Source organism: Pseudomonas sp. H3_A02 (assembly GCF_054671965.1).
On the sequence record NZ_CP162807.1, the window covers coordinates 5578527 to 5594812 of the forward strand.

17 protein-coding genes and 3 tRNA genes are annotated in these 16286 nt (G+C 59.7%); 7 read left to right on the plus strand and 13 right to left on the minus strand.

The genetic code is table 11. The annotated features are described in order from the left end of the window. Nucleotides 1–43: 43 nt before the first annotated feature. From clpP to AB4N80_RS24515, 5 genes are all read right to left on the minus strand, one after another. Nucleotides 44–685 carry an ATP-dependent Clp endopeptidase proteolytic subunit ClpP gene (clpP, locus tag AB4N80_RS24495; RefSeq protein WP_003183177.1) on the minus strand — a complete coding sequence of 214 codons (642 nt, stop codon included), beginning with the start codon at nt 683–685 and terminating at the stop codon, nt 44–46. 93 nt (nt 686–778) lie between these two features. After that, complete coding sequence (tig, locus tag AB4N80_RS24500) at nt 779–2089, minus strand: trigger factor (RefSeq protein WP_122568033.1); 1311 nt, start codon at nt 2087–2089, stop codon at nt 779–781. A 422-nt stretch (nt 2090–2511) separates the two neighbouring features. After that, nucleotides 2512–2596: transfer RNA gene (locus AB4N80_RS24505), tRNA-Leu, on the minus strand. A 58-nt stretch (nt 2597–2654) separates the two neighbouring features. Next, a tRNA-His gene (locus tag AB4N80_RS24510) sits at nt 2655–2730 on the minus strand. Nucleotides 2731–2771: 41 nt separating this feature from the next. Then, nucleotides 2772–2848: transfer RNA gene (locus tag AB4N80_RS24515), tRNA-Arg, on the minus strand. Nucleotides 2849–3128: 280 nt separating this feature from the next. On the opposite strand from AB4N80_RS24515, the gene folD reads away from it, so the two are divergent. Then, a complete protein-coding gene (gene folD / locus AB4N80_RS24520) occupies nt 3129–3983 on the plus strand; it encodes a bifunctional methylenetetrahydrofolate dehydrogenase/methenyltetrahydrofolate cyclohydrolase FolD (protein WP_053120836.1) in 855 nt (284 codons plus the stop codon). A 343-nt stretch (nt 3984–4326) separates the two neighbouring features. Then, nucleotides 4327–5265 (plus strand): D-alanyl-D-alanine endopeptidase, encoded by a 939-nt coding sequence (gene pbpG / locus AB4N80_RS24525; RefSeq protein WP_122568404.1) that lies wholly within the window; start codon nt 4327–4329, stop codon nt 5263–5265. Nucleotides 5266–5519: 254 nt separating this feature from the next. Here pbpG and AB4N80_RS24530 read toward each other — a convergent pair whose 3' ends face one another. Both AB4N80_RS24530 and AB4N80_RS24535 read right to left on the minus strand, forming a co-directional pair. Then, a complete protein-coding gene (locus AB4N80_RS24530; protein ID WP_122568032.1) occupies nt 5520–5717 on the minus strand; it encodes a DUF6021 family protein in 198 nt (65 codons plus the stop codon). Nucleotides 5718–5818: 101 nt separating this feature from the next. Beyond that, entirely contained in the window at nt 5819–6496 is a 678-nt protein-coding gene (locus AB4N80_RS24535) for a peptidase C39 family protein (RefSeq protein ID WP_122568031.1), read from the minus strand. A gap of 222 nt (nt 6497–6718) precedes the next feature. On the opposite strand from AB4N80_RS24535, the gene AB4N80_RS24540 reads away from it, so the two are divergent. Further along, nucleotides 6719–6883: a hypothetical protein gene (locus tag AB4N80_RS24540; protein WP_163006831.1), complete on the plus strand. Its 165-nt coding sequence runs from the start codon at nt 6719–6721 to the stop codon at nt 6881–6883. A gap of 83 nt (nt 6884–6966) precedes the next feature. On the opposite strand, the gene AB4N80_RS24545 is transcribed toward AB4N80_RS24540, so the two are convergent. Beyond that, on the minus strand, nt 6967–7716 hold the full coding sequence (locus AB4N80_RS24545) for a TerC family protein (RefSeq protein WP_122568030.1): 750 nt from the start codon (nt 7714–7716) through the stop codon (nt 6967–6969). A 26-nt stretch (nt 7717–7742) separates the two neighbouring features. After that, the gene (locus AB4N80_RS24550) at nt 7743–7994 is read right to left on the minus strand and encodes a hypothetical protein (protein ID WP_305470400.1); all 252 of its coding nucleotides are present in this window, start codon (nt 7992–7994) and stop codon (nt 7743–7745) included. A 138-nt stretch (nt 7995–8132) separates the two neighbouring features. Here AB4N80_RS24550 and nhaR point away from each other — a divergent pair, with 138 nt between their 5' ends. Next, on the plus strand, nt 8133–9029 hold the full coding sequence (gene nhaR / locus AB4N80_RS24555; RefSeq protein ID WP_063322135.1) for a transcriptional activator NhaR: 897 nt from the start codon (nt 8133–8135) through the stop codon (nt 9027–9029). Here nhaR and AB4N80_RS24560 read toward each other — a convergent pair. Next, a complete protein-coding gene (locus AB4N80_RS24560; protein WP_122568027.1) occupies nt 9026–10186 on the minus strand; it encodes an MFS transporter in 1161 nt (386 codons plus the stop codon). The two genes, nhaR and AB4N80_RS24560, sit on opposite strands and share 4 nt — an antisense overlap. Nucleotides 10187–10468: 282 nt before the next feature. On the opposite strand from AB4N80_RS24560, the gene sstT reads away from it, so the two are divergent. Further along, nucleotides 10469–11701 carry a serine/threonine transporter SstT gene (gene sstT, locus AB4N80_RS24565; protein ID WP_122568026.1) on the plus strand — a complete coding sequence of 411 codons (1233 nt, stop codon included), beginning with the start codon at nt 10469–10471 and terminating at the stop codon, nt 11699–11701. 209 nt (nt 11702–11910) lie between these two features. On the opposite strand, the gene AB4N80_RS24570 is transcribed toward sstT, so the two are convergent. Then, nucleotides 11911–12420, minus strand: a complete 510-nt coding sequence (locus AB4N80_RS24570; protein ID WP_122568025.1) for a DUF1993 domain-containing protein — start codon at nt 12418–12420, stop codon at nt 11911–11913. 130 nt (nt 12421–12550) lie between these two features. Here AB4N80_RS24570 and AB4N80_RS24575 point away from each other — a divergent pair, with 130 nt between their 5' ends. Further along, on the plus strand, nt 12551–13198 hold the full coding sequence (locus AB4N80_RS24575) for a YceH family protein (protein WP_122568024.1): 648 nt from the start codon (nt 12551–12553) through the stop codon (nt 13196–13198). A 6-nt stretch (nt 13199–13204) separates the two neighbouring features. Here the strand turns inward: AB4N80_RS24575 and AB4N80_RS24580 are convergent, their stop codons facing one another. Next, on the minus strand, nt 13205–14026 hold the full coding sequence (locus tag AB4N80_RS24580) for a shikimate 5-dehydrogenase (protein ID WP_354336778.1): 822 nt from the start codon (nt 14024–14026) through the stop codon (nt 13205–13207). A 259-nt stretch (nt 14027–14285) separates the two neighbouring features. Between AB4N80_RS24580 and AB4N80_RS24585 the strand changes: the two genes are divergently transcribed. After that, a complete protein-coding gene (locus AB4N80_RS24585; protein ID WP_460079277.1) occupies nt 14286–14636 on the plus strand; it encodes a hypothetical protein in 351 nt (116 codons plus the stop codon). A 79-nt stretch (nt 14637–14715) separates the two neighbouring features. Here the strand turns inward: AB4N80_RS24585 and AB4N80_RS24590 are convergent, their stop codons facing one another. Further along, complete coding sequence (locus AB4N80_RS24590; protein WP_460079280.1) at nt 14716–16236, minus strand: nucleobase:cation symporter-2 family protein; 1521 nt, start codon at nt 16234–16236, stop codon at nt 14716–14718. Between the last annotated feature and the right edge of the window lie 50 nt (nt 16237–16286).

Here is a 16286-nt window from a genome sequence, read left to right on the forward strand (position 1 = left end):
CCGCAGGCGGCCGGTCATCCCAACCACCTGCATTTTGAGCGGCTTAGGCAGGCATTTGACGCTTGTTGATCACCGAGTCGATCAGGCCATATTCGGCTGCACGCTCGGCGCTCATGAAGTTGTCACGCTCGGTGTCGCGCTCAATGGTTTCGAGGCTCTGGCCGGTGTGATGGGCCAACAACGAATTCAGGCGCGAACGAATGTGGAGGATTTCCTTGGCATGGATGTCGATGTCCGACGCCTGGCCCTGGAAGCCGCCCAATGGCTGGTGAATCATCATCCGCGAGTTAGGCAGGCAGTGGCGCTTGCCCGCTGCGCCGCCGGCGAGCAGGAAGGCACCCATGCTGCAGGCCTGGCCGATGCAGATGGTGGAAACGTCAGGCTTGATGAACTGCATGGTGTCGTAGATCGACATGCCCGCAGTCACCGAACCGCCAGGTGAGTTGATGTACAGATGGATATCCTTGTCCGGGTTTTCCGCTTCAAGGAACAACAGTTGCGCCGCGACCAGGTTGGCCATGTAGTCTTCAACGGGGCCGATCAGGAAGATGACGCGTTCCTTGAGCAGACGCGAGTAGATGTCATAGGCACGTTCGCCGCGGGCGGACTGCTCGATAACCATCGGGACCAGGCCGCCTGCGGCCTGGATGTCAGAGCTCTGCTGATAAAAAGAATTGCGGGACATGTCTCGCAGTCACTCCCAAATAGTTATGTCTTGAATACGCATAAGCCAGCACGAAGGCTGGCTTATGGGTGTTTATTTCTTACCGCAGAACCATCAATCGGCTTGTGGAGCTTCCACCGGCTTGACCGCTTCTTCGTAAGAGACCGCTTTATCGGTCACGCTAGCTTTCTGCAGAACAGTATCCACAACTTGTTCTTCCAGCACAACCGAACGGACTTCGTTCAGTTGCTGGTCGTTCTTGTAGTACCAGGACACGACTTGCTCAGGCTCTTGATAGGCCGAGGCCATTTCCTGGATCAGCTCGCGAACGCGGGCTTCGTCAGGCTTGAGCTCGAACTGCTTGACCACTTCGGCAACGATCAGGCCCAGCACGACGCGGCGCTTGGCTTGCTCTTCGAACAGCTCGGCAGGCAGCTGGTCCGGCTTGATGTTGCCGCCAAACTGTTGAACAGCCTGCACACGCAGACGGTTCACTTCGTTGTCCAGCAAAGCCTTTGGCACTTCGATCGGGTTGGAGGCCAGCAGACCGTCCATGACCTGGTTCTTGACCTTGGACTTGATGGCCTGGCGCAGCTCACGCTCCATGTTCTTGCGAACTTCGGCGCGGAAACCTTCCAGACCGGTTTCCTTGATGCCGAACTGGGCGAAGAACTCTTCGTTCAGCTCAGGCAGTTTCGGCTCGGAAACGCTGTTGACGGTTACGGTGAACTCGGCGGCTTTGCCAGCCAGGTCCAGGTTCTGGTAGTCCTCAGGGAAGGTCACGTTCAGAACGCGCTCTTCACCGGCCTTGGCGCCAACCAGGCCATCTTCGAAACCAGGAATCATGCGACCGGAGCCCAACACCAGCTGGGTGGCCTTGGCAGAACCGCCAGCGAACACTTCGCCGTCGACCTTGCCGACGAAATCGATGTTCAGCTGATCTTCGTTCTGGGCAGCACGCTCGGTCACTTCGAAACGGGTGTTCTGCTTGCGCAGGATGTCCAGCATCTTGTCCAGGTCGGCATCCGACACGTCAGCGCTCAGGCGCTCGACGGCGATGGATTCGAAACCGGCAACCGTGAACTCAGGGAACACTTCGAACGTGGCGACGAACTCCAGGTCCTTGCCTTTTTCCAGCACTTTAGGCTCGACGGACGGGGCGCCGGCCGGGTTCAGCTTCTGCTCGACGACCGCTTCGTAGAACGAAGACTGGATCACATCGCCCACGGCTTCCTGACGCGCATCAGCTTCGTAACGCTGACGGATCACGCTCATTGGCACTTTGCCTGGGCGGAAACCTGGGATTTTGGCCTTTTGGGCAGTCTGCTGCAGACGCTTGTTGACCTGAGTCTCGATACGCTCAGCCGGCACGGTGATGCTCATGCGGCGCTCAAGAGCAGAAGTATTTTCAACAGAAACTTGCATGGATATTCCTCGTTGCACAGACGTTGGCCGGGCGTTTCCGACCCCAGAATCAAGGGCATGCATTCTAGTAGGTCAAACTCAAGAAGTCACCCTACTGAAAACGCGCTGGAAACAGGCGCCGGATTTAGGACGGGGCAAACGGTCATGCCCCACCCGGATTGCAAATACAGTCGATTCAATCCAAGGCTCTGCGCCAACGCTTCTATATATAGAAGCGACTTGTCCGGTCGCGCAGCGCCCCGTCCCACAAGGAGACCGACGGGCATGCCGCGCATCATCACGAAACACATTCGCGACGAACCGACCGCAGCGCACAACCACAAAAACAGTGCCGACGCCAAACACAGAACCATTGAAAACAAAAACGGCGCAGCCCTTTTCAGGTACTGCGCCGTTTTCTGCTATTTAAATAGCGACTTGTATGGTGCGGACGGAGAGACTCGAACTCTCACACCTTGCGGCGCTGGAACCTAAATCCAGTGTGTCTACCAATTCCACCACATCCGCGTATCAAGCTTTTAAAGCAAAGGCGCCAGATTGTTAGATCTGGCGCCTTTCTAGAATATGGGGTGGACGATGGGGATCGAACCCACGACAACGGGAGTCACAATCCCGTGCTCTACCAACTGAGCTACGCCCACCATATTGCCTTGTTGCCTTACTTGTGCCAAAGCTGCCTAATTGGCGCACCCGGCAGGACTCGAACCTGCGACCATCCGCTTAGAAGGCGGATGCTCTATCCAGCTGAGCTACGGGCGCCTTTTTAATCTGTATTCTTGGACGATTACAAACTAAGTGCTTTCAGTTTTGCCGAGTTGAAACAACCAACTCCGCTCCACCTTCTTAACCAGTGCTAGGCTGTGCCCGACAAGTGCGACGAATGTTATAGACGGCCTGATAGGTCGTCAACTCTTTTTTAAAAAAATTCATTTAATTAAAGGGGTTAGGGGAATTTGCAGACCAAGCGCCTTTGCCCTCACGCCCCGGCATGCGAGAATGCGTTCTCTTTTTTTCCCCTCTCGATGGTTAACCACGCGCAATGACTGCACAACTTATCGACGGCAAATCGATCGCCGCCAGCCTGCGCCAGCAGATCGCCCAACGAGTCACCGAGCGCCGCCAGCAAGGCCTGCGTACGCCCGGCCTTGCGGTGATCCTGGTCGGCAGCGATCCTGCCTCTCAGGTTTATGTCTCGCACAAGCGTAAAGACTGTGAAGAGGTCGGCTTCCTTTCCCAGGCCTACGACCTGCCTTCCGAAACCACCCAGCAAGCGTTGGCCGATCTGATCGATCGCCTGAACGACGATCCGAACATCGACGGTGTTCTGCTCCAGTTGCCGCTGCCTGAACACCTCGACGCCTCCAAGCTGCTGGAGCGCATCCGCCCGGACAAAGACGTCGACGGTTTCCATCCTTATAACGTCGGCCGCCTGGCCCAGCGTATCCCACTGCTTCGCCCCTGCACCCCCAAAGGCATCATGACCTTGCTGGAAAGCACTGGCGTGGACCTGTATGGCCTCGATGCCGTGGTGGTAGGGGCGTCCAACATCGTTGGCCGTCCGATGGCCATGGAACTGCTGCTGGCCGGCTGCACCGTGACCGTGACCCATCGCTTCACCAAGGACCTGGCCGGCCATGTCGGCCGTGCCGACCTGGTGGTGGTGGCCGCCGGCAAACCCGGCTTGGTCAGGGGCGAGTGGATCAAGGAAGGCGCCATCGTCATCGACGTGGGCATCAATCGCCAGGACGACGGCAAGCTGGTGGGTGACGTGGTCTACGAGACCGCCCTGCCCCGCGCCGGCTGGATCACCCCGGTCCCCGGCGGCGTCGGCCCGATGACCCGCGCCTGCCTGCTGGAAAACACGTTGTACGCGGCCGAGACGCTGCATAGCTGATAGACGCGCTAACAAAGACCCTGTGGGAGCGAGCGTGCTCGCGATAGCGGTGGACCGGCCAACATCCAGTTGACTGACACACCGCTATCGCGAGCAAGCTCGCTCCCACAGGTGTTTCTGGGGCCCGGACTTTAGCCGCCAGGGATCGAGCGCGTACGCGGAGCACGCAAATTACGAATTTTTCAGATTCGATTCGCCAGAATCCTCCTTTATTAAACTTTATTTATTCACAAGCCTTGGCGATACAGGCATATAGCGCTGCTGTCGCCCATACTCCTAGAATGCGACGTTTTTTTAAAAGTCGTTGCTCAACGGCACCTTCAACTCCATCGAGTCTACTCGCGTGAAAATCCGCCTTTCGATCATCAGCCTGTTCTTCGCTTTCACAGGCCCTTTTATCACGCAAAATGCCGTTGCCCAGGAAACCATCGCAGCGCCTCGGGATACGGCCAAGCTGCAAGTTGCCTCGGGCAGCGCGATGCTGTTGGACCTGCAGACGGATAAAGTCGTTTATTCGAGCAACCCGGACGTGGTGGTGCCCATCGCTTCGGTGACCAAGCTGATGACCGGCCTGATCGTGCTGGATGCCAAACAGAACCTGGATGAATACATTTCCATCACCATCGCCAACACCCCGGAGATGAAGGGGGTGTTTTCCCGGGTCAAGCTCAACAGCGAACTGTCGCGCCGGGACGTGCTGTTGATCGCCCTGATGTCTTCGGAAAACCGCGCCGCCGCTAGCCTTGCCCACCACTATCCGGGCGGCTACGCAGCGTTCATTGCCGCGATGAACGCGAAGGCCAAGGCGCTGGGCATGACCAGCACGCATTACGTCGAACCCACGGGCCTGTCGATCCACAACGTCTCCACCGCCCGGGACCTGACCAAACTGCTGATCGCCGCCCGCAAGTACCCACTGCTGAGCGAACTGAGTACGACCAAGGAAAAGACCGTTACCTTCCGCAAGCCCGTATATAGCCTGGGGTTCCGTAATACCGATCACCTGGTCCACAAGGCTAACTGGGACATCCAACTGACCAAGACCGGTTTCACCAACCAGGCCGGACACTGCCTGGTGCTGGTGACGAAGATGGGTAATCGCCCGATGGCGCTGGTGATCCTCGACGCCTTTGGCAAGTACACGCACTTCGCCGATGCCAGCCGGATTCGTAGCTGGGTGGAAACCGGAAAAAGCGCCGCCGTGCCGGCGGTGGCCCTGCAATACAAGGCTGCCAAGAATCTCAAGAGCCGCCAGAGTGGTGTGGTGGAGGCCTCCAAGTAAGCCGCGCGTTGTAATGCTGTTCACTTAGAAAAAGCGGCGCTTCTTTTTGGGAGCGCCGTTTTTTTTTGCTTGGATTTTGAGTTTTGGGTGTATATCCGTTTCTTCGGTAACGGCTACTTAGGGTTCCGCCCTGACGGCGGGTCAATTTCGAAAAGCCCGGAAGCCGGCTCTTTCAAAAGTGACCCGCTGTAAGAGCGGAACCATAAGCCGCCGTTACGCAAAAAACGGATATACACACCAAACCACGCGTCTATCTACGGCTTCAGGTCACCCAGCGGATCATAAGACTTGGGCTTGCCCTCATCCTTCTTCTCGTCCAGAGGCGCCTTGGCCGGCCCTACCGGATCGACCTGGGGATCCTCAAGGTCCGGCGAATCCGGATCGAACCCCAGGTCATCACCGCTGGAATGCTCCGATGAATGTGGCCCCGTAGGTGTTTTCGACTGTGCCATGCGTGCCTCCTCCAATCACGGTCGGAAAATGCCCCAACCCTGACAATAAGAGCCCCAGGACTGCCGGGTCGTGCCCGCCAAGTGACGAACGGGCCGATCAATCAATGCGCAGCGCCCAGGGCCTTGGTGGCCCGCGCCGCAGCTTGCTCCTGCCCTGCCCCGCCCAGATCAGCCGCCGCTTTCAACCAACGCTGTGAATCGACATTGGCGGGAAGCTGCGTGGGTCGCTGCACAAGCACCGCCCAGCCGCCCGCACTCTGAAAGGCCGATTCGAAGGCACTGAAGCTCATCAACTGCCGCGGGTTCATGCCGGCACGCAGCAATACCGTCTGCTTCTGACGGTTGTAGCCGGCGAGAATCCCATACCGAGGCTCGGCCCAGAACGCCGAACCGTCGATATAGCGCACCAGCACCGGATAGCCCGCCGCGACCTGCTCCAACAGCGCAGGCAGCTTGGCGTCGAGGGGATACACCAGCAGTCCATACTCGCGCGCCAGGGTGGACATATTCTGCTGCAAACCGGCTTCGCCGCCCGGTAGGTGCAACGGTTTTTCCAGCAACCCCGGAGTGATCACGGTGCCTTGCAACGTCAACAGAGCGGCCAGGGACTGCGGGGCTCCCTGGTGCATTTCACCACGGTAGAACGGGACGCTGTTGAGCTCCACCCGCTCGGGCAGGCGCTGGATCTGCGGCGATACGCTGCCCGCGCAACCCGCCAGGGCGACGAGGCAGGACGCCGCCAGTACCAGTGATCGAAACGATGAAATGACCGGCGACATAACGACTCTCTTGTTCAGGCACCCGGCATCCAGGCCAGGCTCGGGTCGACGATCATAAGGTGCGCCCAGCCCTGGGTATAGCCATAACCCTCGTTTTACGACGGCAATAGAACGAACCGATCCGAACCCAAGCGCCACAGATCGATTAGCTGCAACACTTGAGCGACTAGACTGTCCATTGTACTGAGTGCGATATCCCGGACCGGGATAGAAGGAGGCACAATGAGCCTGACGACGACAATCCTGATGCTGGTATTCGGCTGGCTGAGCGTAGCCACGGCCATGCTGTGGGGAGTGCTCCGAATCGCCCGGCGCCATCATCACGCGCCACCAGCGCCATCGGAAAAAGCCACCAAACCTGCCCGGCGCCACGCCGCCGCACACTGACTGCTCACTTTCACACCTATATTTCTCAAATCCAAAAAAAAGCCACCCGGGCCTGGACCCGGGTGGCTTCTGTCTGCCTGGAATCAGGCGTTGTCGGGCAGCGTCTTTTCCCTGGCTCGACGGGACAACATGTTCAACACCTCGATCGCCGCCGAGAATGCCATGGCCGCGTAGATATAGCCCTTGGGCACATGGGCGCCGAAGCCTTCGGCGATCAGCGTCATGCCGATCATGATCAGGAAGCCCAGGGCCAGCATGACCACCGTCGGGTTGTCATTGATGAACTTGGCCAGCGGTTCGGCCGCCAACAGCATCACCAGCACCGAAACGACGACTGCGATGATCATGATCGGCAGATGCTCGGTCATGCCCACGGCCGTGATGATGCTGTCGATGGAAAATACCAGGTCCAACATCAGGATCTGACCGATGGCCGCGGCGAAGCCCAGGGTCACGCCGGACGTGGCCGACTTGGGATCATTCGGCGCCGGGTCCATGCTGTGGTGGATTTCAGTGGTCGCTTTCCACAGCAAGAACAGGCCACCGGCGATCAGGATCATGTCCTTCCAGGAGAACGCCTGGCCGAGGATTTCGATGACCGGCTCGGTCAACTGCACAATGAAGGCAATGGTGCTCAACAAGCCCAGGCGCAGGATCAACGCCATGCCGATACCGATCCGCCGCGCCTTGGCACGATGTTGTACGGGCAGCTTGTTGGTCAAAATCGAAATGAAGATCAGGTTATCGATGCCAAGCACGATTTCCATCACGACCAGAGTCGCCAGGGCGATCCACGCGGTGGGGCTGGCGGCGAGCTGTAAAAGATAATCCATGGGTCAGTCCTGACTGATGTGACGCGTTAGATGGTTTTGGTAGGGGTTTGGGTTTCGTCAGCTTTGTCCGACGGTTCTTTCTTCGGGCTGATCAAGCCGCCAGTGGCTTCGCTGATCGCCTGTTCGGCGGCCTTGTGGGTATCGTCGATGGCCTGCTTGGCGGTTTCCGCAGCCTGCCCCATCAGTTGCTGGGCACTTTTTTCAGCCTGCTCACAGCCCGCCAGTGTCAGTGCAGACATGACCAACAGGGACGCAAGCCCGAAGGATTTGTATGTCATGAAATAAATGCCTCTTGAGAAATAGAAGGAGCACGAAAGTGGCCCACCAATGGCGAGGCATTCTAGAGAGGCGAATACTTCAGGAAAATTCGTATTTTCAGCGGTTATACTTCGGTTTTTACGAAGCCATGTGATGCCATGCTCAATTATCGACAACTGCATTACTTCTGGGTGGTGGCGAAAACCGGCAGCATCGTGCGCGCGTGCGAGCAGTTGAACCTGACCCCACAGACCATCAGCGGGCAGATTTCCCTGTTTGAGCAGACGTATAACATCAAGCTGTTTCGTCGAGTCGGGCGACAGTTGGAACTGACCGAAGCCGGCCGCCAGACGCTGCCCTACGCCGAACACATGTTCCAGTTGGGCGGAGAGCTGGAACTGATGCTGCGGGCACAACCCAACGAACAGCAAACCCTGTTCCGGGTCGGGGTGGCGGATGTGGTGCCCAAATCCATCGTCTATCGGCTGCTGGCGCCGACCATGGAGTTGAGTGAGCCGCTGCGCATCACCTGTCGCGAAGACAAGCTCGAACGGCTGCTGGCGGACCTGGCAATCCAGCGTCTGGACCTGGTGATTTCCGACAGCCCGATGCCGACTCACTTGGACATCAAGGGCTACAGCCAGAAACTGGGAGAATGCGGGATCAGCTTTTTCGCCACCGCCGCGCTGGCCGAACGCTATGGGCAGGATTTCCCCCATGGCCTGCATGACGCTCCGCTGCTGATTCCCGGGCCGGAAACCGTGGTGCGCAGCCGTTTGCAACGCTGGTTCGCCGAACAACAGATCCAGCCGCGCATCGTCGGCGAATTCGACGACAGCGCATTGATGCAGGCCTTCGGTCAATCCGGCAGCGGGATTTTCATCGGCCCGAGCGTGATCGCCGAAGAGGTCAAGCGCCAATATGGCGTAGAAGTGATCGGCCAGACCGATGCGGTGAGCGAATCCTTCTACGCCATTTCCGTGGAACGCAAGGTCAGCCACCCCGGCATCGTCGCGATTGCCGAAGGTGCGCGTCGCGAGTTGTTCAGCGCTTAGCTATCCATGCACGTCGCGCGGGGCTTGAAGGTCATCAGGAGCAACGCCAGCAGAATCGATACAAAGATGAACCCGGCCGCCGCGAACCCGACACTGCCCAGGCCCAGGTGATCGATGACCCGGCCACCGACCATCGCCCCCAGGCCAATCCCCAGGTTGGCCCCGGCAATGTTCAACGAGGCGGCAAACGCCGGTGCTTCGGGGGCCGCCTTCATCAGCCGCACGTGGCTGACCAGGAACAACGCCGCCTGGGTCACACCCCAGATGCCCATCGCCGCCGCCAGCGCGAGGGGCGAATGAATGCTCGGCACCAACGCCACCATGCCGCCGATCAGGAACAGGCAGAAGACCATCGACGCGATCAACGGATGCCGATCCACCGCACGGCCGCCCAGGGAATTGCCCAGCAACCCGACGGCACCGAAGCCCATCAGGCACCAGCCCACCAGGGTGCCATCGAACCCGGCGAGACGCTCGAGGATATCCGCCAGATAGGTGTAGGCGGTGAACATGCCGCTGAACACCAGGATCGACAACAGCACGTGCCCTTGCATCAACGGACTGCGCAGGATCTTCAACTGCGAACGGAAGCTCACCTGATGCTGGTGCAAGTTGGTTTTCGGCAAGTAGATAAACAGCAACAAGGCCTTGGCGAAGGCAATGACCGCCAGGATCGCAAACGCGCTGCGCCAGCCAAACGCATCGGCAATCAACGTGCCCACTGGAATGCCGAACACCGTGGCACAGACAATGCCGAAGCCGATCCGGGCAATGGCCCGCCCGGCCAACTGCGGTCCGACAATGTCCACTGCCGTTTCACTGGCCAACGCCCAGAACACCGGCAGGCCCAGGGCCGGGATCAGCCGGGCAATCGCCATCACCCAGATGTTGGGAGCGAAGGTGGCCAGCAGGTTGGCCAGGCCGAACATCACCAGCACGCTGATAAACAGCTTGCGCCGCTCGAAGCGGGCGAACCAAGCCGTCAGGAATGGCCCGAACGCCGCCACCGTAAACGCGAACAACGTCACCAACAGCCCAGCCTGGGGAATGGTGACGTGCAGGTCGCGGGCAATGGACGGTAACAAGCCGACGATGACGAATTCCGTGGTCAGCACGGTAAAACCGGCGGCCGACAACAGGAAAATGGGTAACAACATGCAGAACTCCAGCAAAACGACGACACCAGCGTTAGCCGAAGGGCCCGCTGGCGGAAAGAAAGTGAGAACGACAAAGCCTAACAGAATGCGCGCGTCATACAAACGCTCGGCATGGCCCGGATGAGGGTGACGGACTGTCACAGGCCCGTCAGATTTTTTACCGGCTGTGATAAAGTCCGCGGCCTGCAAACGCCATACTTTCTCTCGGTCCGCTCATGTGGCCTGCCCGCTTGTTGCCCTGATTCGTCGACCGTCGTACACAATAAAATCAGAGATGCCGCTATGACAGCTTCGTCCGTTACCCCTTTGCAACGCCTCAAACGCACCAGCCTGGTGACACAAATCATCATTGGCCTGATCGCCGGTATTGTCCTGGCATGGCTGGCGCCCGACGTGGCGAAGTCCACCGCATTCATCGGCAAGGTCTTCGTGTCCGCGCTCAAGGCCGTGGCACCGATCCTGGTGTTCGTGCTGGTCATGGCGTCGATCGCCAACCACAAGCACGGCCAGGAAACCCATATCCGCCCCATCCTGTTCCTCTACCTGCTGGGCACGTTCGCCGCAGCGGTGGTCGCGGTGGTTGCCAGTACGCTGTTCCCCTCCAGCCTGGTGCTGTCGACCCACGATGTCGCGGTCTCGGCGCCCGGTGGCATCAGCGAGGTGCTGCAAAGCCTGCTGCTGAGCGTGGTGGATAACCCGGTTCGGGCGCTGATGGACGGTAACTTCATCGGCATCCTGGCCTGGGCCATCGGCATGGGCATCGCCATTCGGCATGCTGGCCAGACCACGCGCACCGTGCTCGAAGACCTGTCCAACGGCGTGACCGTGATCGTGCGCCTGGTGATCCGCTTCGCCCCGCTTGGGATCTTCGGGCTGGTGGCCTCGACCCTGGCCACGTCCGGCTTCGGCGCCCTGCTCGGCTACCTGCACCTGCTGACCGTATTGATCGGTTGCATGCTGTTCGTGGCGTTGGTGGTCAACCCACTCATCGTGTTCTGGAAACTGCGTCGTAACCCATACCCGCTGGTGTTTACGTGCCTGCGCGAGAGTGGCATCACCGCGTTTTTCACCCGCAGCTCGGCGGCGAATATTCCGGTGAACCTGGAACTGAGCAAACGCCTGGGCCTGCACGAAGACACCTATTCGGTGTCGATCCCGCTGGGCGCGACCATCAACATGGCCGGCGCCGCCATTACCATCACGGTATTGGCCCTGGCGGCCGTGCACACCCTGGGTATTGCGGTGGACGTGCCAACGGCCGTGCTGCTGAGCGTTGTCGCCGCCATTTGCGCCTGCGGTGCATCCGGGGTGGCCGGCGGTTCGCTGTTGCTGATTCCCCTGGCGTGCAGCCTGTTTGGCATTCCCAGTGAGATCGCCATGCAGGTGGTCGCGGTGGGCTTCATCATCGGTGTCCTGCAGGACTCGGCGGAAACGGCGTTGAACTCGTCGACGGATGTGCTGTTCACGGCGGCGGCATGCCTGGGTGAGGAAGAGAAGCTCGCGCGTACGGCGTAACAACTGCGGTGGCTGTTCGGTCGCTATCGCGAGCAAGCTCGCTCCCACAGGAGATTTGTTGTGTAGCGGCTATTGTGCGAGCACCGTTGCCCCTGTGGGAGCGAGCTTGCTCGCGATAGCGGCGAAACATCCGTCGAGGATGTAACAGGCAGCCACAAAAAAGCCCGGGAACGGCCCACACCGTCCCGGGCTTTTTCATGCCTGCGGGGTTAGAACGCGCCCATGTAGTCGCGCTTGCCCACTTCCACGCCATTGTGGCGCAGCAATGCATAGGTGGTGGTGACGTGGAAGAAGAACTGCGGCAAGCCGTAGGTCAGCAGGTAGTTCTGGCCGCTGAAGCGCTTCTCCTTCGGCGTCCCTGGACGGGTAACGATTTCGATACCTTCCTTGCCGTCGATCTGCGAAGGAGCGATGCCATCGATAAAGGCCAATACCTTGGCGATCAGGGCTTGCAGCTCGGCGAACGTGGTCTCGCTGTCGTCATACTTCGGCACTTCGACCTCGGCCAAGCGGGCGGACACACCCTTGGCGAAGTCCACCGCGATCTGCACTTGGCGCACCAGCGGGAACATGTCCGGGTACAGGCGGGCTTGCAGGAAAGCGTTCGGATCGATGTTCTTCGCGGTGGCGTGGGCTTCGGCCTTGTTCAGAACGTCGCTCAACGCGTTGAGCATCTGCTTGAAAACCGGGACGGAAGCGGCGTACAGGGAAATAGTCATGGCAATCTCATGCAGGTGGCAGGAAAGAATGAATCAAACGGCTGCGATTATAGCCACGGCTTGTTGCACGGCTTGTCTTTTATTGCGCAAGGATTAGGCTAGGCGGCTTCCACAGCATAGGGAACGCGCGATGAGCATCGAAGAACAACAGCAGGCTGAAGAACCACGGCTCAATAGCACGGAAATCCGCATCCTCGGCGCGCTGGTCGAGAAACAGGCCACCAACCCTGAGACCTACCCGCTGACCCTCAACGCCCTGGTATTGGCTTGCAACCAGAAAACCAGCCGCGAACCGGTGATGAACCTCAACCCGGGCCAGGTCGGCCAGAGCCTGCGGGCGCTGGAAGGTCGCGGCTTTACCAAGCTGGTGATGGGCAGCCGCGCCGACCGCTGGGAGCATCGGGTCGACAAAGCCCTGGAGCTGGTGCCGGCCCAGGTGATCCTGATGGGCCTGCTGTTCCTGCGTGGCCCGCAAACGGTCAATGAGCTGTTGACCCGCAGCGGACGTATGCACGACTTCGAAGACGCCGAACAAGTGGTACACCAGCTCGAACGCCTGATCGCCCGCGGTCTGGCGCTGTTGGTGCCACGCCAGGCCGGCCAGCGCGAAGACCGCTATGTCCACGCCATGGGCGACCCGGCGGACATCGAAGCGATTCTAGCCGCCCGCCAGCATCCGGTGGAGCGTGGCGCCAGCGGCGGTGTCTCGCTGGAGCGCATCGAAGAACTCGAAGCACGGATCGCGGCACTGGAAGAACGCCTGGCGCGCCTGGAATAGCAGCGCCTACGCCGACCGGGCGAAGGCGACGGCCTTTTCAAATTGCTCCAGGTTGGGCCGCACACCGGTGTACAGCACAAACTGCTCCAGGGCCTGGATCGCAATGACTTCCAACCCGGTGATGACCCGTTTGCCGTCGGCCCGGGCGCGTACGATCAGTGGCGTTTCCGACGGGATCGCCACCACATCGAACACGGTCTGGGCCGCGGCGATGGTCTCGGGTTCGAACGCCAACTGATCGGCTTCCGGGCCGCCGGTCATGCCGATCGGCGTGACGTTGATCAGCATCTGCGGCCGCCGGGCGCCCAATTCCGCTTGCCATTCATAGCCCAAGGACTCGGCCAGGGCGCGCCCGGTGGCTTCATTGCGGGCCACGATCAGCCCGTGCTTGTAGCCGCCATCGCGCAAGGCACTGGCCACAGCCTTGGCCATGCCGCCGCTGCCGCGCAGGGCAAAAGTCGAATCCTTGGGCACGGCGTGGCTTTGCAGCAATTGGGCGATGGCGATGTAGTCCGTGTTGTAGGCCTTCAGATGGCCGTTGGTATTGACGATGGTGTTGATCGACTGGATCGCGGCAGCGGAAGGATCCAGTTCGTCCACCAGGGCGATGCAGGCTTCCTTGAACGGCATCGACACGCCGCAGCCGCGAATGCCCAGGGCGCGGATACCCACCACCGCGCCAGGCAGGTCCCGGCTGCTGAACGCCTTGTAATAGAAGTTCAGGCCCAATTGCTCATACAAATGATTATGAAAACGCAGGCCGAAGTTTCCGGGACGCCCCGAAAGCGACATGCACAGTTGGGTGTCTTTGTTGGGGTTGATCTGCATGCGTGTCTCCTTGCATTCACTTTCGGACAGACGGAACACCGTCGCGAAAGGTTTATTCGATGATGATACTGCCTGGCCCGGCCCGATCTCAGGCCGCTGGATGACGCGGCGCGGTAAAGAAAAGCGCTACAGACCTTACACAATATTTACCCAACGGCGGCGCAAATCCTGAGAAAATCGCTGTCATAGCAAGTATCCCCGCAACCCTCATCGGGTCTGTTGCAGACCACAAGCGTCGGGGCCGAAACGAGGAACAGCCATGAATCGTAGACTTCCCATCATCGCCCTGCTCATGGGGGCACTCGCGGTCACCGGCCAGGCATTCGCCCACGGTCGTGGTGGTTGGGAGGGGCCCGCCGTGTTTGGTGCCATCGTCGGTTCGGCCATCGTTGGCTCAGCCATCATCAACCGTGATCGTCCGGTGTATGTGCAACAACCGGTCTACGTCCAGCCACAGCCGGTCTACTACCAGGCACCACCACCGGTCTACTACCAGCCGCAGCCAGTGTATGTAGAGCGGCCGATCTACTATCGCCCGGCACCGGTGTATTACGGGCCACCACGGGGCTATTACTACGGCCCACCCCGGGGTCATTACGGCCGCTGGTAATCGGTCTTCCGGTCGGTACAAAAAGGCCTGTGATCATTGATCACAGGCTTTTTCATGTCCGCTAGGTCACGGGTATCTATCAGACATGCTCGCTGCTTTTCAGTCGGATCGGCCCATGCTCCGCTGGCGCGAGAACAGGCTCCGCCACCACGGGGATCTCGTTGCCATCGCAGTCGTGCAGCTTGCCGTCGCTGAAATAGTCGCCTTCGCGCAGCGCCGCCAGGTCCTGGTAACGCAACACCCGCTCGGTACCGGCGGCGAAGACTGACTGCTGGTCGGAATTGCCGGTGGTGAAGTGGTTGAACGTCAGGTTCAGCACGATCGCCATGATTGCCGAAGAACTGATGCCCGAATGAAAGATGGTCGCGAACCAGCTGGGGAAATGATCGTAGAAATTCGGTGCGGCGATAGGAATCATGCCGAAGCCGATGGAGGTGGCGACGATGATCAGGTTGACGTTGTTGCGGTAATCGACTTTCGACAGCGTGCGGATGCCACTGGCAGCCACCGTGCCGAACAGCACGATACCGGCACCGCCCAGCACCGAGGTCGGCACGGCGGCGATCACCCGCCCCATGAACGGCAACAGACCGAGCACCACCAGGAACACCCCACCGGTCGCTACCACGAAACGGCTCTTGATCCCGGTCACCGCCACCAGCCCGACGTTCTGGGCAAAGGCACTCTGGGTGAAGGAACCGAAGATCGGCGCGATCATGCTCGACAGCATGTCAGCCCGCAAGCCGTTGCCCAGGCGCCGGGAGTCGACTTTGGTGTCGATGATCTCGCCCACCGCCAGGATGTCGGCAGAGGTTTCCACCAGGGTCACCATGATCACAATGCACATCGACAGGATCGCGGCGATATGGAACGTCGGCATGCCGAAATGGAACGGTGTCGGGAAGCCGAACATCGGGCCTTGGCTGACCGCTGAAAAGTCCGCCATGCCGAGGAATACCGCGATGACCGTACCGATGACCATCGCCAACAGAATCGATAACCGCGAGATGGTTGCGCTGCCCATTTTGCTCAGCAACAGCACCAGCACCAGGGTCACCGCGGCCAGGCCAATGTTCGCCATGCTGCCGAAATCGGCGGCGTGGCTGTTGCCACCCATCGCCCAACGCGCCGCTACCGGCATCAAAGTGAGACCAATGGTGGTGATCACAATGCCAGTGACCAGTGGCGGAAAGAACCGGGTGATGCGAGAAAACACCGGGGTGATCAGCAAACCTATCAGGGACGCGGCGATCACCGCTCCTAGGATGGCTTGAAAGCCCCCTTCCCCCCCGCTGCCGACAATCGCCACCATGGTCGCGACACCCGAAAACGATACGCCCTGCACCAAAGGCAGTTGGCAGCCGAAAAACGGCAGGCCGAGGGTTTGCAGCAACGTTGCCAGGCCACCCGCGAACAATGACGCGGCGATCAACAGGCCGATGTCCGCCGGCGAAAGCCCGGCCGCCTGGCCGATGATCAACGGCACGGCGACAATGCCACCGTACATGGTCAACACATGTTGCAGGCCGTAAGCCATATTCGCGCCGACGCCGAGGTTTTCGTCCTCGGGCCGTGGGAGTGAAACATGGGGCGTTTTCATGGTTCGGGGGTTCCCTGTTTTTTGTTATGGGCACACTGTATTCAAAACTC